The sequence below is a fragment of the Leeuwenhoekiella nanhaiensis genome (genome assembly GCF_002744755.1).
In the GTDB taxonomy this organism is placed as follows: Bacteria; Bacteroidota; Bacteroidia; order Flavobacteriales; family Flavobacteriaceae; genus Leeuwenhoekiella; species Leeuwenhoekiella nanhaiensis.
In genome coordinates this window covers 618992-643090 of record NZ_KZ319288.1, presented here as the reverse complement: position 1 = coordinate 643090, position 24099 = coordinate 618992, and the positions used below count along the sequence as shown (strand labels likewise).

General features: G+C 41.8%; 10 protein-coding genes. 7 read left to right on the top strand and 3 right to left on the bottom strand.

All coding sequences use genetic code 11. The annotated features are described in order from the left end of the window. Positions 1-74: 74 nt before the first annotated feature. Entirely contained in the window at positions 75-2162 is a 2088-nt protein-coding gene (locus CJ305_RS06515) for a glycoside hydrolase family protein (RefSeq protein ID WP_099645431.1), read from the top strand. Positions 2163-2207: 45 nt separating this feature from the next. Next, positions 2208-3941: a glycoside hydrolase family 43 protein gene (locus CJ305_RS06510; RefSeq protein ID WP_099645430.1), complete on the top strand. Its 1734-nt coding sequence runs from the start codon at positions 2208-2210 to the stop codon at positions 3939-3941. A gap of 474 nt (positions 3942-4415) precedes the next feature. On the opposite strand, the gene CJ305_RS06505 is transcribed toward CJ305_RS06510, so the two are convergent. After that, positions 4416-6344, bottom strand: a complete 1929-nt coding sequence (locus CJ305_RS06505) for a RagB/SusD family nutrient uptake outer membrane protein (RefSeq protein WP_099645429.1) — start codon at positions 6342-6344, stop codon at positions 4416-4418. A 12-nt stretch (positions 6345-6356) separates the two neighbouring features. Then, a complete protein-coding gene (locus tag CJ305_RS06500) occupies positions 6357-9476 on the bottom strand; it encodes a SusC/RagA family TonB-linked outer membrane protein (protein ID WP_099645428.1) in 3120 nt (1039 codons plus the stop codon). A 622-nt stretch (positions 9477-10098) separates the two neighbouring features. Here CJ305_RS06500 and CJ305_RS06495 point away from each other — a divergent pair. The 4 genes from CJ305_RS06495 (at position 10099) to CJ305_RS06480 (ending at position 20277) form a co-directional block, all read left to right on the top strand. Continuing rightward, the gene (locus tag CJ305_RS06495; RefSeq protein WP_099645427.1) at positions 10099-12366 is read left to right on the top strand and encodes a glycoside hydrolase family 3 C-terminal domain-containing protein; all 2268 of its coding nucleotides are present in this window, start codon (positions 10099-10101) and stop codon (positions 12364-12366) included. A gap of 7 nt (positions 12367-12373) precedes the next feature. Further along, the gene (locus CJ305_RS06490; protein WP_099645426.1) at positions 12374-14332 is read left to right on the top strand and encodes a sialate O-acetylesterase; all 1959 of its coding nucleotides are present in this window, start codon (positions 12374-12376) and stop codon (positions 14330-14332) included. A gap of 30 nt (positions 14333-14362) precedes the next feature. After that, a complete protein-coding gene (locus CJ305_RS06485; RefSeq protein ID WP_099645425.1) occupies positions 14363-17647 on the top strand; it encodes a VCBS repeat-containing protein in 3285 nt (1094 codons plus the stop codon). Between the two features lie 176 nt (positions 17648-17823). Beyond that, a complete protein-coding gene (locus CJ305_RS06480; protein WP_099645424.1) occupies positions 17824-20277 on the top strand; it encodes a glycoside hydrolase family 31 protein in 2454 nt (817 codons plus the stop codon). Between the two features lie 79 nt (positions 20278-20356). On the opposite strand, the gene CJ305_RS06475 is transcribed toward CJ305_RS06480, so the two are convergent. Further along, positions 20357-21499 (bottom strand): TlpA disulfide reductase family protein, encoded by a 1143-nt coding sequence (locus tag CJ305_RS06475; protein WP_099645423.1) that lies wholly within the window; start codon positions 21497-21499, stop codon positions 20357-20359. A 214-nt stretch (positions 21500-21713) separates the two neighbouring features. Between CJ305_RS06475 and CJ305_RS06470 the strand changes: the two genes are divergently transcribed. Further along, positions 21714-24092, top strand: a complete 2379-nt coding sequence (locus tag CJ305_RS06470; RefSeq protein WP_099645422.1) for a GAF domain-containing protein — start codon at positions 21714-21716, stop codon at positions 24090-24092. The last annotated feature ends 7 nt before the right edge of the window (positions 24093-24099 follow it).

Sequence of the window (24099 nt, the reverse complement as noted above, 5' to 3'; positions counted from 1 at the left end):
AACGACAGGTTTATAGCGATTAATATTTTTTAATAAATGATCAAAATAACAATAAACTGTCATCAGTCTCAATTATGAAGAAATTAAAATATGCCTGTTTAAAGTTGCTGAAAGTTGCTGTATTTCTACTCGCAGCAACGGGAATGCGATCACAGAATTACATAGCGGAAACAACAGATATTGATCAACCCGCTGTGCATCAAACTATGGGAAATCCGTATTTGCCACTCTGGGAGCACCTGCCTGACGGGGAGCCACGGGTTTTTGAAGATCCTGACAATCCCGGAAAATACCGGGCATACATCATAGGTTCGCATGATGTGAGATACACCAGTTATTGTGGTCCGGATATCCGGATCTGGTCTGCACCGGTTGGAAACCTATCTGAATGGACCGATGAAGGCCCCGTGTTTACCTACCAGGTTGATGGGGAATGGGATGTTATGTATGCTCCTGATTTGGTTGAGGTAAAAGATAAAGAGGGTAATAAAACCTATTACTTATATCCACATAGCCGGGGTTATAACCGGGAAGCCATGGTGGCTAAAGGAAGCCGTCCGGACGGTCCGTTTACACCCATTAACCTTACCGAAGACGGAAAAAGAACCGTACCCGGAAGTATTTTGGGCTTTGATCCGGCCATTTATATAGAATACATTGACGACCCGGCTGACCCGGATTATGAAATTGGCTTTAGGGCTTATGGGTATTGGGGTTTTCAGAAGTCTTCTGCTGCACAACTGGATCAAAATACCATGTATTCCTTAAGGCCGGGTACCGAGGTCATTGAACGCTTACTGCCCGCCAGCCGCAGATATGGCGTTATTCGGGATCCGGAAGGAACCGTGTTTCCAAAAATCTATGAGGGCGAGGATTTGGGCAGCTTTAATTTCTTTGAAGCGTCTTCCATTCGTAAAGTAGGAAATAAATATGTAACGGTTTTCAGCGGGTATTCCGGGCCAGATTATGGTGTGGGAAGTTCAAACTCCACCTTGCGCTATGCAGTGGCCGATTCGCCATTAGGCCCTTGGAGAAGTGGTGGGGTCCTTGTTGATTCGCGTGCGCCGGTACTTAATGAAGATGGTACGGCTATTCAGACCACCTATTCCGGTCACAATACCCACGGAAGTATTGAGAAGATAAACAATCAATGGTATGTTTTTTACCATCGCCCACCGCGCGGTTTCGGCTTTGCCCGTCAGGCAATGGTAGCGCCTATCACGGTTTCCTGGGATGAAGAATCAGTAGAAGATGGGGGTTCTGTTTACCTGCGCGGGTACGATCCCTATGCTGCAGACGAAATCTGGACGGCAAAAGCTTCAGATGAGTTGGAGTATAAAGGTGCTGAAGTTACTTCCGAAGGATTTCATATTTATGGACTGGATCCGTATCAATACTATTCTGCCGGTTATGCCTGTTACCTTTCTGATATAAGCATTCAGCAAGACGCCTGGGATATTTGGGACAACCATATGCCTATTTCCGGTTTGAAGAATGGTCATATTATTGGCTATAAATATTTTGGATTTGGTGGATTAGCGGAAGACCAGAAAGGTGTTACGGCTTTTGAAGGTACGAAAGAAGGCAATGAAACCGTGTTCAATCTTTTCCTTAAACCACAAACAGCAGAATCCTTCAAGGTACAGGTTTGGTTAGATGGTCCCTGGGATAACGTTACCTGGAACGGAACGCAAATAGGAGAAATTACTGTTCCGCCGAATACTGAAAACGAGATTACGCAATTTACACTTGATGTTTCCGAATTTGTGGATAAGCTGGATAAAAAACACGCACTATTCCTCAAGATAGTAGGGCCTGAAGCAGAATCGCTCGGGGAGCTTGTCGGGCTTGGTTTTAGTTCTAAAGACAAGCCGATTGAGCGTCCGGTTGTTCCTGAGGTATTCATCTCTGCAAACGACAATGCACTTGACTTACCCGAAACTCCGGTGAGATCGACCAAAGATAACGGCATTACAGGCTACGATATTTACGAAACGAGTTTTAACTTAGAAGAGACTACCTCAGTTCCTGTAATATCTGCAAAATCGGACAACCCGGAAGTTAAAATTGCTATCACGCAGGCATCATCTGCTTCAGAAAAAGCTGTTGTCAAATTTGATTACAAGGGCAAAGTGAAAACCTATTATGTAGGGTTTGACTAGTCTAGCCACATAATTTATAAATACCAAAAATTAAATACTCATATAATGAAAAAACAAAATCTAATACTTGCGCCGGCACTGGCGCTCATATTGAGTCTTACGAGTTTCGACTTAAAAAAGGAAAGGCCAGACCCACCTAAAAAGGGAGTTCCGGTATTCTCTAATGTCGTATATGAAGGAAATGATGCTGTATACAATGAAAATCCGCTAGAGACCAATGAATTTTACAATCCCATTCTTCAGGGTTGCTATCCTGATCCCGCAATCACCCGCAAAGGAGATGATTACTACCTGGTAGCTTCGTCATTTGCGATGTTTCCGGGTGTGCCTATTTTCCACTCGAAGGATTTGGTGAACTGGAAGCAAATCGGTCACGTTTTAGATAGGGTGTCGCAATTGGATGTACACGACACCGGGATCAGTCAGGGCGTTTACGCACCGGGAATTACCTACAATGAAAACAACGATACTTTTTATATGATCACAACTGCTTTTGCGGGTGGTCTCGGTAATATTGTTGTGAAAACCAAAGATCCGATGCAGGGTTGGAGCGAGCCTATTAAACTGGATTTTGCCGGGATTGACCCTTCCATCTTTTTTGATGATGACGGAAAAGCCTATGTAGTTCACAATGATGCGCCTAATAAAGGAGAAGAATTGTATCAGGGTCACCGTGTAATTAAAATTTGGGAATATGATGTTGAAAAAGATCAAATCATCAAAGGGACTGATAAAATCATCGTAAACGGAGGTGTTGATTTAGCTGATAAACCCATCTGGATTGAAGCACCACATCTCTACAAGAAAGATGGCAAATACTTCTTAATGTGTGCCGAAGGAGGAACCGGAGGCTGGCATAGTGAGGTTATCTTTATGAGTGATAACCCTAAAGGTCCTTTCGTTCCTGCACCAAGCAATCCCATTTTGACGCAGCGTTATTTTCCGAAAGATCGTGAAAACAACGTGGACTGGGCAGGGCACGCAGACATTATTGAAGGACCTAATGGTGAATGGTATGGTGTTTTTCTGGCCATTAGACCAAATGCAGCCGGCCAGGTAAATACAGGAAGAGAAACCTTTATTCTGCCGGTTGACTGGTCTGGAACCTATCCGGTTTTTGAAAATGGTTTAGTGCCTATAGAGCCTACTTTAGACCTTCCGGAAGGAGTGGAGAATAAGACCGGAAAAGAAGGGTATTTTCCTAACGGGAATTTTACGTTTAAAGAAGATTTCAGCGCAGATAAATTGGATTATCGCTGGATTGGTCTTCGCGGACCTCGCGAGGCTTTTATAAAGCAAACCAAAAAAGGTCTGGAAATCGAACCTTTTGAAACAGAAATTACCGAATTGAAACCCACTTCGACGTTGTTTCACCGTCAAATGCATAAGACGTTCAGTTTTAAAACTGATTTAACCTATACGCCAAAATCGGATGAAGATTTTGCAGGTATAACAGCTTTACAAAATGAACGATTTAATTATGCTTTCGGGGTGACAAAAAAAGGCAAGGAGTACTATGTTGTATTGCAGCGCACCGAAAAAGGGGAGTCAACGATTATTGCCAGTGAAAAAATTGATTTAGATGGTAAACTTTCATTAAAAGTAGAAGGGGATAATGCTGATTATAAATTCAGTTATGCCACAGACGGAGCTAATTATAAAACTTTAGGTGGAACTGTAAGCGGAGATATTCTATCTACCAATGTAGCCGGTGGTTTTACCGGAGCCTTAGTAGGATTGTATGCCACTTCGGGTAATAGTATTGAGCCGTTAGAATAGTTATTACATTTAAAAGAAAGATGAAAGAGGCCTTCGGGCCTCTTTTTTGTTGGATACTATCCTAAGATTTGATTTTAATTGAAATGCTGGGTAAATGCCTTGTGAATTAAAGCTTTGGGAGAGCTTTCATTCGATCACAAGTGGCTTAGAACTCCTAAGATCGTTTAGTGTAAATCTTTTGAGTGCAACCTTTTCTGTCGTATACGTAAGTTAATTGAAATAATAAAATTCGTATTCTTAAATTCAATTTTCAAGAATCAGATTTTTTAGTGATGGATATTTTTTGAGCCAATTATCAAAGTTCAAGGATAATACTAACGACTTACCTAAAAGCGCAAACCTATTCCTTTATTGAAAGGGAATAATACCGAGTGATTTGTTAAGCAAAATTCTGAATACGTCTTAGTCATAAAAAAAACTGCCCAAAAGTTTTAAACTTTTGGGCAGTTGCTATTTCAAACTCTTACTTTGAAATTAATAGCCTGGGTTTTGATAGGTATCTTTTTCGGCATCCGACACATCCATCGCATCAAGTTGGCCCTGTGGAACCGGTCTCAAATAATGATAAGGTTCTATTGTTCTTGTAAATGTTTGTGGTGTATGATCTCCATAAGCTGAACCTGCTATACTGTAGGTAGCTGCAACTTCAGCCCACTTTTGAGTACGTACCAGATCATACCAACGATATCCTTCACCAAAATATTCACGGGACCGTTCCTGTAGAATGAAGTCAATTGTGATTGGATTAGGAGTATTATTTACAAGTGTTGCGCTGTTATCCTCCATACGCACTTCTTGTTCCCCGTTATCAAACCTCCATTTACCCGCGCGGGCGCGAATCACATTGATAAGATCACGAGCGGTTTTACCACCCTGAGTCGCGGCACCTTTCACTGCAGCTTCGGCAGCTATAAAATAAAATTCTGAGAATTTAGCGATAGGGAATGGTCTGGTTAAACCGGCATTAGGAGAGCCTAATCCTCCGTTATTATCGGTTCTATAGGTTCCTAATTTCCACAATCCGGGATACACAACACGACTAATACCTCCAGGGTTGATTACAAAATCAGATCGCCCTGCAAGAGAACCTGCGCCAATAGAGGCTTTATTTCCTGAATAATCAATAGCAGGATCATCTTGATCCAAGAAAGTAAGTACGGCTTCACCAGGACCTACGGGAATGTTATTTGCGTTTGGATATTCAGTAAAGTCAGGAGGAGACAATTTATCACGGTTATTACGATAACTGGTTACAAACGTTCCGTCATATCTTGAGTCATTCTCCTTATCGGCAAAAGTGTTTTTAAATACTCCAATAGGCGGCGCCATACGTGTCCATGGACGCCCGTAGCTTTGTGCAGCTTCACGCTGAACAACAGCAACACCATCGGCACTTCTGATCTGAGTGTAATTCCATGTTGCCATCCAGACTGATGCATTATCCTGTGCCCCTGAAATACCAAAACCTAAACTCGCGCCATTGTAAATTTCACTTTCTTCAGTATGATCTGCATAAAGCATCATTTCAGCGTGTCTGTCATTTGGTGCCCAGTGCACATCGTAAAAATATTCAAGCAAGGAATACGGTCCCGGATTGTCAATGGCAGTAGTCGCAACATTATAGGCTTGTTGAAAATAGTATGCAGCATCGCGACCATCAGGGTCCTGACGTGGAGCTTCCGGATACGTTGGGATGTTATTGGGGTTTTGCAACCACCAGGCATAGGTTAAATACGCTTTAGCCAGATATAAACGGGCTGTATTTTTTGTTACGGTACCCGTTAAACGAGGCTGCTCAGGTAAATCTTGTACAGCTCTTTGTAAATCAGGAAGAATAGCTTTTGTATAGACCTCAGGGACCGTATTGCGTACCGAACCTCGGAAAGTTGAGGTATTAAAAGCCAATTCTCCAGAGCCCAGATCTAGAGGTACCCCTCCATAGGTTTGAACCAGAAGGAAGTAATCAAATCCGCGGAAAAACCGGGCTTCTGCAACCAAAGACTCTGCGATTCCCACAGCCTCAGCATTCTCAATAATACCACTTGCGGTGTTTATAGCGCCAAAGCAACTGAACCAGGGTCCGGCAGGAGGTGCAGAGGTCGAAATAATTGAGCCAACACCAGATAGGTCCATGTCTTTAAAGTTACCGTCAGCACTTTGTGCCCAGGTATATTCATCTGTGCCCGTTTCAGTTGAGTTATAATAATTCCAGGCACCGTATAAAAAGCGTAAATGCGTATATAATGCGGTGATTCCGCCTTCAACACCTGCCTCTGTTTGAAAGAATTCCGGAGTGAAAACACTTCTGGGGTTTTCTTCCAGAATATCATCTGAACAGGATGTAATACTGACACCGATAGCAAAAAAAGCTATACAGGCTATTTTAAATTGTAATCGTTTCATAATCACTTTTTTTTAAAATTTTAAATTCAATCCAAGAAGAAAATTGCGAGTGGTAGGAACGTTTGTTCCTATGGTTGCAATACCTCTAGAGATGTAACCAGCAGTTCCGGTTGCTGAGTTTTGAGCGTTTCCTGCACCATCTGATCCCGAGTTGGTTTCAGGATCCATTCCAGATTCTTTATGATAAGGTGAAAACAGAACAAATGGGTTTTGAACGGTGGCATAAAGGCGTAAACTCTGTAGTCCAGCTTGTTCAATTAGATTAGATTCAAAATTATAACCTAATGTCATAGCACGAACCTTCAAAAACGAACCATCAAAATATCCCATTGTTGTTCCATATTTCGGTCCGTCGCCTGCCTGAATACCTCCTGGAACAGGATATTTAGCATCGGTGTTCGTAGGAGTCCAGTAATCTACGTCAATATTGTTTCTTCTACCGGTAAGCAGGTTTAAGTAACCTCCTGAAGAGTATAAAGTACTTACTAAAGTACCACCGCTTTGAAAAACACCAACCATATTAAAATCAAAGTTTTTGTAAGCTAAGCGGGTGTTGAAACCTCCCTGAAAATCAGGAGTTGGATCGATGATCTGACGATCGTCTGCGTTTATCTGACGTACAGGTGAACCATCTTCATTGAATTCACCGGTGTATTCTACCTTGATCATACCCACATTTCCACCCGGTTCGTAGGTTTGTAAATACTGGAAATCAGGATCATCTTCATTCCAAAGACCTATGTTTTTGAAGTCATAAATTACGTTTATAGGAGATCCCACAAACCAGAGCTGACCTTCGTTTCTATCCTGACCACTCGCAAGTGAGGTGATTTCATTTCTATTCGTATAGAGGTTGACCCCAAAATCCCAGGTAAAACCATCTGGATTGTCTAGAATTGTAGCATTTAAAGCTACTTCTACCCCTTTGTTTTCTGTGGCACCAATGTTTCCAACAAAGGATCCCACCCCAGATGTTGATGGCAGACCTACGCGATAAAGAATATCGTTCGTTTTAGTCAGATAATATTCAACAGTACCAGAAAGACGGTTGTTGAACAAACCAAAATCGATACCGTAGTTATAAGTTTCTGAAAACTCCCAGCCTAATGTAGCATTAGGAAGTTCGTTTACAAAATATCCGGTAGCGAAAGTCTCTCCAAAGTTGTAATTGCGAATTCCAAGGTTTCCGAGTGTAGCATAGTTGTTAACCGCCTGATTAGAGGTTTCTCCATAACCTGCACGGAGTTTTAAGGAATTAACCCATTCTACATCTTCCATAAATTTTTCATTCGCAATATTCCATCCCAAAGAGATTGCGGGGTAGGTAACCCATTTATTTCCGGGTGCTAATCTTGAAGATCCATCTGCACGAACAGTAGCTGTTAACAGGTATCTGTTGTCATATTGATAGATGGCTCGTCCCATCACAGATTTTAAACCATTTTCACCATAATTACTTCCGTAACCGGTAATGTCTTCCAATAAAGCCGCATCAAGGTTATAGAATAAAAAATCCTCATTCGGAATATTTCTGGCGTTTAAAAAGGAATCTTCGAATTTTGAATTTTGAAATGAATATAAACCAACGATGTTAACCTTATGCTTGTCAGCAAAGGTTTTGTCATAAGTCAATAAATTTTCAACAACATAATCCTGAAATAAGCTGCTGCTGTTTCCAGCATTATTGGGCGACAATGGGTCAATATTTGCAACTCCCTGTCCGTTAAAGAAACCATCTCTACTGGTGCGGAGGTTTAAACCAATATTTAAACGGTACTTTAATCCATCAATTCCAGGAATACTAACTTCACCGTACAAATTATTATAGGTTCCAAAATCCTTTTGCAGGTTAACACGACCATCCCCTATAGCTTCTAGAGTACTACGCGTAGTGACCCAAAAGTCATCAGCTGGCATACTTACAACTCGTTTTAAAGAACCATCTTCATTATACGGATCTAAAATAGGTGTAGCACTTAAATTTCCGTAGAGTCCGGTTCCTGCAGCATTAGTGACGTTCCAGTTCATAATAGAATTCAAGCCAAAACGAAATGCACCTATTTGCTGATCGACCTGTACGCGAAGCGAATATCTTTGAAAATCTTCAACAGGTAAAACAGAAGTCTCTTTAAAATAACCCCCACCAAAGCTGTAGCTTCCATTTTCTGTTCCTCCAGAAACACTAAAGTCGTGATTGGTTTGCAAACCTGTTCCGTAAATTAAGTCCTGCCAGTCTGTGTTTACGTTGGGATCTTCATCCGCTCCTAAATTCTGATAGATAGGTACACCATCCCTTGTAATCCCAGTCGCTTCTCGCAGAGCTAGAAATTGAGGACCATTCATCATAGGGTATTTCGCAAAAACTTCTTTAGCAGCATAGTAAGTGTTGTAGCTAAACGTTGCCTTTTGTCCTTTTTTACCGGTTTTGGTAGTAATCAGAATAACCCCGTTAGCCCCTCGAGAACCATAAATAGCGGTTGCAGAAGCATCTTTGAGTATATCAAGACTTTCTATGTCATTAATACTGATATCGTTAATTCCTCCTGAAAAGGGAATACCGTTAAGTACAATTAATGGATCATTACTTCCTGATAAAGAGCGAACCCCACGAATACGAATTGATGCATTATTAGCTCCCGGTCTGGTGCTGGTGGTTGTAATTTGTACACCAGGCGCACGACCCTGTAAAGCCTGCTGAAAGTTTGCTACCTGAACCTCTTCAAGAGATTCACCATCAAGAGATACAACAGATCCCGTTACAGATTCCTTATTTTGAGTACCATAACCAATAACCACAACCTCACTTAAAGATTGCAGGTCATTTTCAAGTACCGCATTTACCTGAGAACGGTTATTTACCGGTACTTCTTTGGCCTCATAACCCACAAAGCTGAATACCAAAATAGCATCGCCGGGTACATTGTTTAAGGTATAATTTCCGTCGAAATCGGTAACTGCGCCGTTGTTGGTTCCTTTAACGATAACGTTTGCGCCAGGAATGGGACCAGTACCGTCGGTCACTGTACCTGTAATTGTTGATTGAGCATAAATTCCGGAGCAGAAAAATACACTTAAGAAGAATAGCCCAAGATACCTGAGAGTTTTCTTCTGAAAAAGTAGAACGCTTTCCATAAAACTTAGTTTAGATTGAATTAATTAGTCATTCGAGTTTAATTGAATTGGTTTTTTACATATAGAACTTGGAACTGGCGCTCGACCGAAATTTCTACTCAATCGATTTCGTGTATTTGTTCCATAAAGTCGATAAAGGCAAATTTAAAATGTACGACGGACGCTTATTGTCTTTTGTACTATATGTTATGTTTTCAAATGTATAGAAATCACACTTATAAAACAACCGATTGCGCAAAATTTTGTTAAGAATATACTAATCCATCAATAATAGGATTTAAACTATTGAATATCAAATAATTGGTAAGTTTTCCATTTTTTTAGATTTTCAAAATAAAATATTAGAGTACCGAATATCTGCAACCCATTAAACTCATAAGACTGTTTGATTGCGTCTCTGATTTTAAAGTAGGAATGCTCATTCATATAGAATGATATCTTTAATTAGAAAAATAGTTGTCTTAAAATTAAATCTGGACTATCATTTTGTTTATGTTTCTAAAAATGATGATAATGTGACAAATTATTTTTAGTTTGCAACCGATTGCGTAAATGCTTTCTGTCTTTTTATTAATAAAAATACTGAACTCCTTACCTGTGAATCGCATTAATTCAAATTGAAATGAACAATCTCTTTTATTACCGAATAGTTTTTTTTGTTGCTTGCCTGTTGACTCTGTCTTGTAATACAGATCAAAAACAATCTCCGCAAACGATTGAAAAAAACCAGTCTGAAAATCCTGAGTTCCCTTTTTATGATACTTCGTTATCTGTAGATGAGCGTGTAGCAGATTTGATCTCGCGGTTATCCCTTGAAGAAAAAGCGGCTCAGATGATGAATAGTACCCCGGCTATTGAGCGATTAAATATTCCTCCTTATGATTATTGGAATGAGGCCCTTCACGGAGTCGGGCGTGCTTCTGCTGCCACTGTTTTTCCGCAGGCGATAGGGATAGGTGCCACCTTTGATGCAGATTTGGCGTATCGAATTTCCAATGCCATTTCAGATGAAGCCCGGGCTTTATACAACGCAACCAGCGAAAAGGGAAATTTTAACCGTTATAACGGTCTCACGTTCTGGACGCCTAATATTAATATTTTCAGGGATCCGCGTTGGGGTAGAGGTCAGGAGACTTACGGCGAAGATCCGTATCTGATGTCATTGATTGGTGTTGCTTTTGTAAAAGGTCTGCAAGGTGATGATCCTGATCATCTAAAAACAGCTGCCTGCGCCAAGCATTTTGCAGTGCACAGTGGTCCCGAGCAGGTAAGACACGAGTTTAATGCCACCGCGACTTTAAAAGATATGTATGAGACGTATCTGCCCGCATTTGAAGCTTTAGTCAATGAGAATGTGGAAGCCGTTATGTGTGCCTATAACAGTACTAACGGCGAACCGTGTTGTACTAATAAGTACTTGCTTGATGAGGTTTTAAAGCAAAAATGGAATTTTGACGGACATATTCTTAGCGATTGCGCTGCTCTTGTTGATTTATATGTTGCCAAAGGTCAGGGTGGTCACGGTACTGCGCCTTCCAAGGCTGGTGCTGCTGCAATGGCAGTAAAAAGCGGAGTAAGCCTAAATTGCGGAGACACCTACAGTGCATTGCCTGAAGCGGTAGAGCAAGGTTTAATTACGGAAGCCGAAATAGACGAGCAACTAGCACTCTTGCTCAAAACCCGTTTTAAGCTGGGATTATTCGATCCTAAAGGAAGCAATGCATACGATGCGCTTTCGCTTGAGGTGATTAATAGTGAAGAACACCGCGCTTTAGCACGCGAAACTGCTCAAAAAAGTATTGTGCTTTTAAAGAATAATGGAATTCTTCCGCTTAAAAAGGACCTGCCCAAATATTTCCTAACCGGCCCGAACGCCACAAGTACGGAAGTTCTTCTGGGTAATTATTATGGTGTTAATTCAAATATGGTAACCATTCTTGAAGGTATCAGCGAAGCGATAAGTCCTACCAGTCAGTTGCAATACCGCCAGGGAGCCATGTTAAACAAAGACTCTAGAAACCCTATTAATTATGCAACCGGGAATGCGGCAAACAGCGATGTGACGCTAGTCGTTTTGGGTTTATCCAGCACGCTTCAGGGTGAGGAAGGCGACTCGATAGATTCAGATACAGCGGGAGATCGCTTGGATTATGGTTTGCCTCCTAATCAAATTCAATATTTGGAAGATTTGCGTGAAATGGCTGATAGAAATCCTGAAGATCGTAAACCAATTATTGCACTTATTACAGGAGGTAGTCCTGTAGATCTTGCTCGGGTTCAGGAGCTGGCTGATGCTGTGCTTTTCGTGTGGTATCCCGGCGAAGAAGGTGGTACTGCGATTGCAGATGTACTTTTTGGTGATGTTTCTCCGTCAGGAAGATTACCTATTACCTTCCCTAAATCACTAGATCAGTTACCTGCCTACGAAGATTATTCCATGGAAGGGCGTACGTATAAGTATATGAACGAGGAGCCCTTGTATCCGTTTGGTTTTGGGCTGAATTATACACAGTTTGAATACAGTAATGCCGCTTTAAATAAAACTCAGGTTACAAAGGACGAAAGTCTGAATCTTGAAGTGACCGTGACCAACACCGGTAAGGTGAAGTCAGACGAAGTGGTACAGGTATACATTTCAGACCTGGAAGCTTCGGTTCGGGTGCCTAATTTTCAATTTATAAATACCAAACGCGTTACTCTAGAACCCGGTGCTTCTGAGAAAATAACATTTGAGATCAAGCCCGAAAACTTTCAGCTTGTGCTTGAAGATGGCTCTAAGACTATTGAGCCTGGTACATTCCGGCTTTATGTGGGAGGTGCAAGCCCTATGAAACGTAGCGCGGCATTAGGAGCTCCTAAAATGGCCGAAATAGAATTTGCAGTAAACTAAAGACAACATGATTTTAAAAAGAATAAGCGGAATCATCCTTTTTATGTTCAGCCTGATTTTTTCTGTACAGGCCGAAATAAAATTACCTGTTTTAATAAGTGACGGGATGGTGCTGCAACGGGATGCCAAAGTGCCGGTTTGGGGCTGGGCAGATCCCGGCGAACAAATTACGCTTTCGTTTAAAGGAAAAAAGTATAAAACCACCACCCCTAAAGATGGAAAATGGAGTATCGAACTCCCAAAAATGAAAGCCGGCGGACCTTTCAAAATGACGATTTCGGGTGAAAACAGTGTCGAAATCGATGATATTTTGATTGGTGATGTGTGGTTGTGCACCGGTCAGTCTAACATGGTACATCAGTTGGATATTCACGATGTGCGCTACGCGGAAGAAATAGCGACTGCAGATAATCCTGCAATCCGGCATTTTAAAGTGCCCACAACTCCTGCTATCTCAGGTCCTCAGGAAGATCTTACCGAAGGCGAATGGCAAAAAGCAGTGGGGGAAGAAGTTCGTCCGTTTTCGGCTGTCGCGTATTTCTTTGCCAAAAAAATCTTCGAAAAATACCAGATTCCCATTGGCTTAATCAATGCCAGCGTAGGTGGTACGCCCATTGAAGCCTGGATCCCCCAGGAAGGCTATACCGATTATCCGGAAATCTTAAAAACTATCGAAGAAAATAAAGACACGGCGTTTGTAAATGCGCAGCGTCAAAACCGTCCTCAACCGGAAGAATCAGTAAAAGAGGAAACCGATAAAGGGCTTATGGGTACGCCGTGGTATAGTAATAATTTTACGCCTAAAAACTGGCGACGTATCAACATTCCCGGGTATTGGGAAGACCAGGGTGTACGAGACCTTAACGGCACAGTCTGGTACCGCAGGGAAGTCGAGATTCCCGAATCTATGACAGGCAAAAAAGCCCGACTTTTTATGGGCCGCATCGTTGATGCCGATGAGGTGTACATCAATGGCGTTCTGGTGGGTAACAAAACCTATCAATATCCACAGCGCCGCTATGAGGTGCCCGATACCTTACTCAAAGCCGGAAAAAATAATTTTACAATTAAAGTCACCAATTACAATGGTAAGGGAGGCTTTGTACCAGACAAACCCTATTATATTTTTACTGAGCAGGATACGGTAGATTTAAAAGGCTATTGGCAGTATAAAGTAGGCGAGGTTTTTAAGCCATTTGATCGATCCGCTTTTGCGGACAGAGATTCCGGAGCGCGCGTGCGCCGTATTAATCCACAAAACGAACCAACAGCCTTATACAATGGGATGATCGCTCCTTATAAGCAACTTCCGGTTAAGGGTATTTTATGGTATCAGGGCGAAAGCAATACCGGTAATCCAAAGGCTTACGAAGGATATATGGCGGCTTTGATTTCAGGTTTGCGCAGTGTTTTAGATCAGCATGAAGCACCTTTTATTTATGCGCAGTTACCTAATTTTATGGATGTGTCTTATCTGCCTTCTGAAAGCAACTGGGCCGAGTTGCGTGAAGCCCAGCTAAAGGCGCTGAAAAACCCGAACACTGCTATGACCGTAAATATTGATCTGGGGGAGTGGAATGATATTCACCCCGATAATAAAAAAGATGTGGGCGAACGTATGGCGCTTGCAGGATTGAAGTTGGCCTACGGCGAGGACCTGGTTTATTCGGGACCTGTTTACGAAAGCCATACCATTCAAGATGGAAAAGTATTTCTACAGTTTAAACACACAGGCAGTGGCTTGGTGAGCAATGATGGCGAAACCCTGAGCGAATTTGCGCTGGCAGGTGAAGACGGGAAATTTGTGTGGGCAAATGCCAAAATTGAAGGTGATCGTGTGATCGTCTGGAGTGATGAGGTGGCAGAGCCAAAGTATTTGCGCTATGCCTGGGCAGATAACCCGGACAATCCCAATTTGTACAATAAAGAAGGGCTTCCGGCGTCGCCATTTAGAATTGAGTTATAATAAGTTGAATTTTTTTGAGCAGTTTTTGGTATGCGTTTTCTATACTTTTTTAGCGTAATTGGTTTGTCTGCATTGACATTTTCCTGTAAAGATTCGGGTTTTGAGAAGAAGACGAGTACGGCCACAACGCTTTTTACCCAAATATCAAATGCGGATACCGGGATTCACTTTAAAAACACTGTGACCGAAACCGCAGCCTTCAACATCCTCAATTATTACGATATGTATAACGGGGGTGGCGTGGCTATAGGCGACGTTAATAACGACGGGCTCGAGGATGTCTATTTCACTTCAAACCAAAATGCCAATAAGCTGTACCTGAATAAAGGAGATTTTAAATTTGAAGATATTACCGATGCAGCAGGTGTTGCAGATGCCGAAGGCTGGACTACCGGCGTCACGATGATAGATATTAATAACGACGGCTATCTGGATATTTACGTTTGCAAATCGGCTTCTATGGGAAATAGCCTTGAACGTAAAAATAAGCTGTTTGTCAATCAAAAGGACGGTACATTTAACGAAGAAGCTGCCAAATGGGGAATTGCAGACGACGGTTTTTCCATTCAGGCATACTTTTTAGACTACGACCGGGATGGCGATCTCGATATGTATTTGATCAATCACCGGGATGACTTTTTAAATTCGGTTGACCTTAATGCAATCGTTAATGACGACCAGTTTTACCCGCAAACTTCAGATCACCTCTACCGCAATGACGGGTCTACTTTTACCGATGTTACTCCGGGTAGCGGTTTGATTAATAAGGAATTCAGTCTTAGTGCTTCTATTGGAGACTTTAACAACGACGGCTGGCCCGATATTTTTGTGGCTAACGACTTCATCACGCCCGATAAGCTTTACATCAACAACAAGAATGGCACGTTTGCTAACGATATCAATACCAAAATGAAACACATCTCCTACAGCAGTATGGGATCTGATTTTGCGGATATCAACAATGACTTTTTACCTGATTTACTGGTTTTAGATATGTCTGCGGAAGATCACCAGCGCGGAAAACAAAATATGGCCAGTATGAACACCGAAGGATTTTGGTGGATTGTTGAGGCCGGTTTTCATTTTCCGTATATGTCTAATGTGCTTAATCTAAACAACGGAAACGGTTATTTTACAGATATCGCACAGGTTTCAGGAGTGTCGAAGACTGACTGGAGTTGGGCGCCACTTATCGCAGATTTTGACGGTGATGGCTACAAGGATATTTTCATTACAAACGGGATCAAACGCGAAATTGCCAATCAGGATTTTAGCAGGTTTCTTGATGCCAACGAAGGTTCTTTGGAACAAATGCCTATCGATAGCATTCTTAAAGAAATGCCTTCAGATAAGCTTCAGAATTATGCCTTTAAGAATAATAAGGATTTGTCTTTCAAAAAAGTGATTGAAGACTGGGGCTTTACTCAGGCGGTGAATTCAAACGGAGTGGCTTACGGGGATTTGGATAACGATGGTGACCTGGATCTGGTTGTAAACAATCTGGAGGATGAGGCCGGTATTTACCGCAATAATTCCACCGCAAATTTCATCAGCCTTAAGTTGAAAGGCAATGCTAAAAACCCGCTTGCAATAGGCTCCAAGGTAAAAGTGTACACAGACAGTACGCAACAATATCAGGAGCTTTATTTATCCCGGGGATATCAATCTTCGGTTTCCCCGATTTTAAATTTTGGGGTAGGTGAAGAGCAGCAAATCTCCAAAATAGAAGTGGTTTGGAACACCGGAAAGGTTTCAATTTTAGAAGATGTTCAGGCTAATCAATTCCTGACTTTAAATGAGGCTGAAGCTGGTAATGCTGTTGAAACGCCTTATGAACGTCCTGAACATTTTGAACGCGTAGATCCGCGGGAACTTGGGCTGACCTATGCGCACGAAGAAAATGATTTTAATGATTTTTCAAGACAGGTATTACTGCCACAAAAGCAATCGCAACAAGGCCCCGCATTTGAAACTGCAGATGTAAATAACGACGGTCTCGAAGACGTATTTTTGGGTGGAGGTCTCGGTCAGGCGGCACAATTGTACCTGCAACAGGCCGGTGGGACGTTTACACAAACAACTCAGCCTGCATTTGCGGCTGATAAGGCCTTTGAAGATAACGGAGCGCACTTTTTTGACGCTGACGGAGATGGTGATATGGATTTATATGTTGCCAGCAGCGGTTATGAGTTGCAGGAAAATGACAGCAAACTGCAAGACCGCCTCTATCTGAATGACGGAAAGGGGAATTTTCGCGCTTCTTCGGCTTTGCCAAAAATGCTAACCGGTTCTAAAGCCGTGGTTTCCCTAGATTACGATCAGGACGGTGACTTCGACCTAATTGTGGGAGGAAGAATTGTTCCCGGTAAATACCCCTTGTCGCCACGTTCCTATGTTTTAGAAAATCAGGTTGGAAAATTTAGCGATGTAACTGAAAAAGTTGCCCCTGCCTTTGCAGAAGCAGGCTTGATTAATGATCTGATCCTTTCGGACTACGACGGTGACGGCGATCGCGATTTGTTGGTAGCAGGGGAGTGGATGCCTGTTACAGTTTTCAAAAATGAAAACGGAAGCTTTCAGCCTTCAGAAATTGAAGCGCTAAAAGAAACCTCCGGCTGGTGGAATACTATTTCTGAAATTGATTTTGACCAGGATGGCGACCTGGATTATTTCGTAGGAAACCTGGGCGCAAACAATAAATTTCATCCTTCCGTAGAAAAACCCTTGCATATCTATGGGAACAACTTCGACAGCGACGGCAATTACGATATGATTTTAAGTAAGGTGTATAAAGGCAGTTTAGTGCCTGTACGCGGTAAGGAGTGCTCTACGATGCAAAATTCGTTTGTGAGCGAAAAAATCAAAACCTATAAGGAGTTTGCGAACTCAACACTGACTGACATTTACGGTAGCGAGCAGATTGCCAATTCCTACCACAAACAAGCCAAAGAATTTGAATCGGTTTACCTTGAAAATCTGGGTAACGGAAACTTTAAAATCAAACACCTGCCTGTTCTGGCTCAGCTGGGCCCAACGATGTCATTCACCTTTGCTGATGTAAATAAGGATGGCCATCTGGACGTAATAGGTATAGGTGCAATTCATGAAGCGGAAGTGGAAACTGTAAAGTATGATTCTAACGTGGGTTATGTTTTGCTCGGCGATTCAAAGGGTGGAATGAAACCCTTTAAAGACATCAGTTTTTACAACGATCTTAACGCGAAACAGATGAAGCAGGTGGTCGTTGGCAGTAGTCCCTATCTTATCATTGCCAATAACGACAGGCCGCTTACCCTGTTCAAAATCAAGTCATAATCTTCCCAATTTATTTGGATACTTCTCGGGTTTATATGTATTTTTGGTTTTAAATGTAAAATAAACATTTAAAAGCGTAATCGATTTCGTAATTCGAAACCTTTCGCCTTGTCAAATTGTGACTTCTAAATAGTGTGTTTTCCGCATTAAGTTTTCACATAAAACTAGTTAAAATCATGAAATCCATTTTCTTTTGGGCAATCTGCTTTTTATTCATTTGTGGAGGTTGCGCCAGTAAATCCTATGAAGTTTACGATTCTGGCATTAAAACTCAAACCGCTTCATTAGCTATACAGATCGAATTTGTCTCGCCTTCCATTGTACGCATCAGGAAGCATCTCAAAGATCATGCTTTTGAAAAAAGAAGCCTTTCAGTAATCAAAGAACCCGAAAAGCTTTTAGTAGAGGTTGAAGACCTTGCTAATGGAGTTGCTTTGAAAACGGCCGGGTTGCGGGTGGAGTTTGATACCATCGCAAAAGCGATCAGCTTTTTTAAACCGGACGGCAGCCTCTTGCTTCGCGAGAACACCACTTCTTTCAAACCCTTTGTTGATAATGGCGAAAACACGTTTACCGTGGGACAAAGCTGGTCTTTAGAGGCAGATGAGCCCATTTACGGTCTTGGAATTTTACAGAATGGTAAAATGTCGCAACGCAATCAGAAGGTTGAAATGGTACAGAACAACACCTGGGATTTTTCGACCTTTTTTCAGTCTCCAAAGGGATATGGCGTTTTCTGGGACAATTATTCGCCTACAACATTTGCAGATGCTAACAATGAAACCTCGTTTACCTCTCAAGTAGGCGATGGGATTGATTATTATGTTATGGCGGGCGAAAATGCAGATGCGGTCATTGCCGAAATGCGCGATCTTACCGGGCAGGTGCCTATGTTTCCGCTATGGACGTATGGGTTTTGGCAAAGCCGCGAGCGTTATAAAAGTCAGGAAGAAACTGTAGGTGTAGTTCAAAAGCACCGCGAACTGGGCGTTCCGCTTGATGGAATCATTCAGGACTGGCAATATTGGGGAGATAATTACCACTGGAATGCAATGGATTTTGGAAATCCGGCATTTCCCGAGCCTCAGAAATTTGTAAATGACGTTCACGATCTCAACGCGCATTTGATTATTTCTATATGGTCTTCTTTTGGTCCCGAAACGCCTCAGTTTAAAGAACTAAAGGAAAAGAATATGTTGATGGACTTTCAGACCTGGCCGCAATCAGGCAAGGAGGGTTGGCCGCCGGATATGAACTATCCTTCCGGAGTTCAGGTGTACGATCCGTATAATCCGGAAGCACGCGATCTGTATTGGAATTACCTGAGTAAAAATCTTTTCTCATTAGGTATTGACGGCTGGTGGATGGATTCTACAGAGCCCGATCATTTAGAGATTAAAGATGAAGATTATAACAACGAGACCTATTTAGGTTCGTTTAGGAAAGTGCGCAACGCTTTTCCGCTGGAAACGGTGGGAGGCGTTTACAAACACCAGCGGGAAGAATCGTCCGCTAAGCGCGTATTTATTCTTACACGTTCGGGTTTTGCCGGGCAGCAGCGTTATGGTGCCAATGTATGGTCAGGCGATTTAGGTTCGTCCTGGGAGTCTCTACGCAACCAGATTCCTGCCGGTCTTAATTTTACACTTACCGGAAATCCCAATTTTAATACAGACATCGGTGGATTTTTCGCAGGGGCTTATAACAAGTCGTGGAATGACGGCACGGCTTCTAAAAATCCCTTGTTTCAGGAATTGTATGTACGCTGGTTGCAGTATGGTGCATTCACGCCGATGATGCGCTCACACGGTACCGAAATGAAGCGTGAGATCTATCAGTTTGGTGAAAAGGGTGAAGCTATTTACGATGCGATTCAAAGTGCGATTGAATTACGCTATAGCTTATTGCCGTATATCTATACCACCTCCTGGGAAGTCACGCATAATCAGGACAGTTTTATGCGTGCGCTAGTGATGGATTTTCCTCAGGATAAAAAAACCTGGGATTTGAAGGACGAGTATATGTTTGGCGATGCGATTTTGGTCGCACCGGTGCTTGAAGCGCAATACACCCCGGAAAAAATTGTGAAAGTAGATGAAGAAACCGGTTGGAATAAGGGAAAGGAACGTGGTGAAGAAGGATGGCCTGTTGTAGATTTTACCGAAACTAAATCTGCAGGCGTTTACTTGCCGCAAGGAAGCAGCTGGTATGATTTCTGGACCAACGAACGCTTTGAAGGCGGCCGGGAACTAAGTAAAGAAACCACCATAAATACAATACCCCTATACGTAAAAGCCGGAAGCATTTTGCCAATGGGCCCTGAAGTACAGTATGCCGAAGAAAAGCCGTGGGATAATCTGGAGATACGGGTTTATGAGGGAGCAAACGGCAGTTTTAGCTTGTATGAGGATGAATTTGACAATTATAATTATGAAAATGGAGCATATTCTACCATAAGCTTTACGTGGGATGACGCAGCAAAAACTCTTAAAATCGCAGACCGAAAAGGGGAGTTTGAGGGGATGCTTCAGGATCGCCAATTTAAGATTGTAAAAATTGGAAAAGATGGATCTATTTCTGAAGTACAGACTGTAGACTATTCCGGAACTACAATTGAGATACAGCTTTAGGAGTACGCTATACCGGAAATAAAAAATCCCTTTGAAATAAACTTTCAAAGGGATTTTTTAATGGGTTAAAAAAGGAAGTTTAGCCTTCTCCTAAAAGTTCCTGCATTTTAGAAACCAAAGCTTCTCCACGCAGATTTTTTTCGATAATAGTACCTTCAGAATCTAAAAGATACGTTGCAGGGATTGCAGTTACGCCATATTTACGGGCAACAGGATCCTGCCATTCCATCAGATTTGAAACGTGATACCAGGTCATCTTATCGTTTTCGATTGCGGCCAGCCATTTGTCACGGGCAGAGGCACGGTCTAAAGAAACACTAATGATATTTAAACCTTTTTCGTGGTACTGGTTGTAAACATTAACCACATTTGGATTTTCTGCGCGGCAGGGCTTACACCAGCTGGCCCAGAAGTCGATGATGGTGTATTTTGACCCCATAGCTTCCTGCAGCGATAACTCGTCACCATCAGGAGTAGGAGCAGTAAACATAGGAGCTTTGTTACCCACTTCGGCAAGTGAGGCAGCCGCTTCACGCTCTTTAGCCTGAGCAATCATTTCTTTCAGTTTTACTCCTTTTTGCATTTCCTGCAGGCTTTTATCAAGCTTATCAAATAAAGCTTCCGCTTGATTCGCATCTATAGCACGCGTACCCACCAGGTCAGATAAGACGATGATGCTCACAAACTTGTCTGTGTTTTCTTCTATCAACTCTATGCGTCGTTCGGTATCCTCGGTGTTGATTTGCTCAAACTCAGCGCGTAATGCGGTAATTCCAGCCGTATCGCCGGTGCGTTGCAGGTTCATCGCCTGTTCCTGCAATTTGTTTTTCTTCTTATTAGATTCAACAACATCATTGTAATACAACTTGAAAAAGTCATTTTCTTCGCCGCCATTTACTTTTGAGGTGTACAGACTGTCTTTATAGGCACGAACGCTGATGCTTTCATTTTCAGCAATAAGAATAACTGTACCCTGAGCAGCCTCAAAACCTAAAACCATCATTTCAGGATTTTTTACTTCAGAAGGGTCGAAGCTAAACTCTCCCTGTTCAATCACCGTGGTGTCAACACCCACAAGGCGGTTGTTTTCGTCTATTTTTTGAAGGTAAACCTTGGTATTATTGTCGATATCAGGAGTAGTCCCCTTAATTTTAAAGTCTGCTTCTTCAGCACAGGAAATTGCTAATACCGAAGCCAAACCGGCAAGAATTAATTGTTTCATAAGTTTTAAGATATAATGCCGCAATATACGGGATTTGTAGCTTTTTGAAACAGACAATTCGTGTATTCACGGGTAGATCTTCAAAAAGGAGCGCTAAAGAAATTTAGAATGTTCTTAAGAATACACAGCACCTGTAAGTTTAAACCTATGTTAAAGACTAACTACCTGTTATTTTTGTAATCATTTTTGATTAAATTCTTTTAAAATTAGTCTAATGGAGGAGTTACAGGATTTTCCCTTGCAGGTACAGCTAAGTCTTACCAAGGTTTTTGAGATGCTGAAAAAACGTATGAAGCAGTCTCAAAACCCCATTACGCGTGAGTATATGAAGTCTATTTTAGACTATGCGGAAGGATATCCTGAGCTGGCTGAAGGGATAAAAGACTTTGACAACCTTCAGGAATACGACGAGCCTTTAAGTACGTTACTTGACAATCTTTTTCCTGCGGCTTTGACTAAAAATGAGATTAAAGCAGCGACCATTCCTTTCCAAAATAAAATTTTCAATCCCACACGCAGATTTGCAACGATTCTCGAAGAAGCAGGGCCTGATTTTGAATTGAAAATCAGAGATCTGGATACCGAGTTTTACTACATTCTGGGGTGTGTTATAATTCTGAATTCGTATTACGGTTACGAGGTGGACATCAGCAGACCCCTGTACTACGAAATACCAGATAAAAACGGAATTATACGCAGTTATCGTGCGGCAATGAATGCTGATTTTACGTTTTGTGAACCCACTGACAAAGCGATTGAAATTACTACTGAAATTGCAGATAAGCTTATCGCTAATGGTTACGATTACGATCTGTGGAAGGAATACTTCCCTCCTCAAAGCTGGATTTTAAAAGGAATCACCATTTTAAATCTTACAGACGTTACCGTTGACGATTCGATTTCAGATTTGAAAAGCACGCTTCTTTCTAAAAAAACACTCAACGAAAATACTTCACAGCAGTTTCAGGAAATCTTTAGTGCAATATTCAATATAGCCGACCTTAGAGTTGGTTTTACCGAATTTGACAAGAGTAACGATCTTTTTACCCAGATCTCTGATGAGACTATGCTTACGAGCTTTATCCTGAATAAGGACGCCCGAAATGATTGCCGTAAGAGTATGTGCGATAGTGCCTATAACGCTTTGATAAAGGATAAAAGCTATTTTATCATCCCCGACGTTGAGGAATATGCACGTAAAAATAAGCATAACATACTGGCTGAAAATTTACTCACTCAGGGAGCTAAGAGTTGTATTCTTGCGCCCATTGCTAAAGGCAATGAGTTGCTGGCTGTTTTAGAACTGGTCTCTGAAACCCGCAACAAGCTGCACAGCCTAAACGCAACCAAGCTTGATGATGTAATGCCCTTTATCGTATCTACCGTTGAGCGCAAACGCAATGATTTGGAAAACCGAATCAAAGCGGTTATACAAAGTGAGTGTACCAGTATTCATCCGAGCGTATTATGGATTTTTGAAGAGGAAGCCAAACGCTTTATCAAAAATCAGGATGCCGGCAAGTTTGCTGCCTTTAAGGATATTGCTTTTGAAGATGTGTATCCATTATACGGGCAGATTGATATTGTGGGTTCTTCTGATGAGCGTAACAGTGCAATCCAAAAAGATATTCTGATTCAGCTTAAAATGGTTGACACCATTTTGGAGCTGGCGCTAAAGGCTCAACCGATGCCTATTTATGAGCAGGTAAAATTCCGTATAGAAGAATTTACCAATGAGATTAAAGATCAGCTTAATGCCAATAGTGAAAGTGAAGTTTTCGCTTTGCTTAAAGAAGAGGTAAACCCGCTGCTCAATCATTTAAACACCAAGATACCCGAACTTAAAAAGGCTATTGATAATTATAAAACGGCCATAAATAAAGACACAGGCCTTATTTATGAGAACCGAAAACATTACGACGAGACGGTTCAGCTTATCAACCAAAATCTGGCAACTTTTATAGATCGTAAACAGCAGGAAGCACAGGAGATCTTTCCGCATTATTTTGAGCGGTATAAGACTGACGGCGTTGATCACAACATTTACATTGGCGCCTCGATGACGCCCACCAGTGCCTTCAATGAGGTTTATTTGTACAACCTTAGATTATGGCAACTGTCTACCATGTGTGAGATGGAAAATCATTTTTATCACAAACAGGAAGGGGCAGAGCTTCAGCTGGACGCGGCTTCACTGATTTTGGTATTCAGCACCACGCTTTCCATTCGCTATCGCATGGATGAGAAGAAATTTGATGTTGATGGTACTTATAATGCGCGTTATGAGATAATTAAAAAGCGCATTGACAAAGCCTGTATCAAGGGTAGTGATGAACGTGTCACACAAAAAGGAAAGATCGCCATCATTTACTCGCAGGATGCTGATGCTGAAGAATACACGCGTTACATAAATTACCTTCAACGCAAAAAGTATCTGGGTCAGGAAGTTGAATACGTTGAACTCGAAGATGTACAGGGTGTTGTAGGGCTTAAAGCGATACGGGTAAATGTGCTGTATACTTCTAAACTACCCCGGTCTAAAGAAAATCAGACCATCACGTATGATGATCTGATGGAAGTTTTAGACTCATAAAACGGTT

Excerpts from the sequence above, each read along its gene's own strand:
- CJ305_RS06515 (WP_099645431.1), top strand. The coding sequence starts at position 75 with ATGAAGAAATTAAAATATGCCTGTTTAAAGTTGCTGAAAGTTGCTGTA.
- CJ305_RS06510 (WP_099645430.1), top strand. The coding sequence starts at position 2,208 with ATGAAAAAACAAAATCTAATACTTGCGCCGGCACTGGCGCTCATATTG.
- CJ305_RS06505 (WP_099645429.1), bottom strand. The coding sequence starts at position 6,344 with ATGAAACGATTACAATTTAAAATAGCCTGTATAGCTTTTTTTGCTATC.
- CJ305_RS06500 (WP_099645428.1), bottom strand. The coding sequence starts at position 9,476 with ATGGAAAGCGTTCTACTTTTTCAGAAGAAAACTCTCAGGTATCTTGGG.
- CJ305_RS06495 (WP_099645427.1), top strand. The coding sequence starts at position 10,099 with ATGAACAATCTCTTTTATTACCGAATAGTTTTTTTTGTTGCTTGCCTG.
- CJ305_RS06490 (WP_099645426.1), top strand. The coding sequence starts at position 12,374 with ATGATTTTAAAAAGAATAAGCGGAATCATCCTTTTTATGTTCAGCCTG.
- CJ305_RS06485 (WP_099645425.1), top strand. The coding sequence starts at position 14,363 with ATGCGTTTTCTATACTTTTTTAGCGTAATTGGTTTGTCTGCATTGACA.
- CJ305_RS06480 (WP_099645424.1), top strand. The coding sequence starts at position 17,824 with ATGAAATCCATTTTCTTTTGGGCAATCTGCTTTTTATTCATTTGTGGA.
- CJ305_RS06475 (WP_099645423.1), bottom strand. The coding sequence starts at position 21,499 with ATGAAACAATTAATTCTTGCCGGTTTGGCTTCGGTATTAGCAATTTCC.
- CJ305_RS06470 (WP_099645422.1), top strand. The coding sequence starts at position 21,714 with ATGGAGGAGTTACAGGATTTTCCCTTGCAGGTACAGCTAAGTCTTACC.